1 protein-coding gene is annotated in these 1,113 nt (G+C 74.9%); it reads right to left on the bottom strand.

Annotation, left to right across the window (positions count from 1 at the left end; translation table 11 throughout):
- Positions 1-1,113 (bottom strand): thioesterase domain-containing protein (locus ACWCV3_RS29015; RefSeq protein WP_451230369.1); only part of this gene is annotated, 1,113 nt, incomplete at both ends.

Genomic DNA, 1,113 nt, shown 5'->3' with positions numbered 1-1,113 from the left:
GCCCCGCGAGCGGGCTGCCCGCCTTGCGCAGGGTGGCGAGGACGTCCTCGCGGGTCGCCTCGTCGGTGCGCTCGAAGCCGGCCCTGCGCAGGACGGCCGTGAGGGCGTCGCCCTCTTCCGGGGCGGGGCGCTCGCGCCACTGCTCGGCGGGGAACGCGTCGAGGAGCGCGAGGAGTTCGACCTGTTCGCCGGCCTCCTGGAGCAGCACGGCGACGGTGTGCGCGAGGATGCCGCCGACCGACCAGCCGATGAGCCGGTACGGGCCGTGCGGGCGGATCCGGCGGATCTCGTCGACGTAGTCCGCCGCCTGCTCCCACAGGGTGCCCGGCAGCGCGTCGTCCGAGGTCAGTCCGCGTGCCTGCAGGCCGTGCACCGGCTGCTCCCGGTCGAGGCGTGCGGTGAGACCCGCGTAGCACCAGGAGATGCCGCCCGCCGGGTGGATCGCGAAGAGCGGCGGGCGGGCGCCCTCGCGGCGCAGCGGCAGGACGACGCCGAGGGCGTCCGTGGACACCGGTGACGCGTCGTCGATGCGGGCCGCGAGCGCCGCCGGTGTGGGCGATGCGAAGAGCGATCCGATGGTCAGCTCCGCGCCCAGTTCCTCGCGGACCCGGTTGACGAGGCGCACGGCGAGCAGCGAGGTGCCGCCCAGGTCGAAGAAGGCGTCATCGGGGCCCGCGCCCTCGGCGCCGAGGACCTCGGCGAAGAGGCGGGTGAGCGTCTCCTCGCGCGGGCTCGCCGGTGGCCTGGTGCCGCCGCCTCCGGTGAACACGGGCTTCGGCAGCTCGCGGCGGTCCAGCTTGCCGTTGGGGCTGAGCGGGAACGTGTCGAGCGGCACGATCGCGGAGGGCACCATGTGCTCGGGCAGGGTGCGGGCGAGCGCGGCGCGGATCTCGGCGGGGTCGGGCGAGTCCCCGGTCACGTAGCCGACGAGGCGGTCGTCGAGGACCAGGGCGCACGCGCCCTCGACACCCTTCTGGCTCCCCAGCTCCGCCTCGATCTCGCCGAGTTCGATGCGCTGGCCGCGCAGTTTGACCTGGTGGTCGGTGCGGCCGAGGTACTCGACCTCGCCGTGTCCGGTCCAGCGCGCGAGGTCTCCGGTGCGGTACATGCGGC

It is taken from the genome of Streptomyces sp. NPDC001781, assembly GCF_053596035.1.
This window is presented reverse-complemented; position numbering and strand designations above follow the sequence as displayed.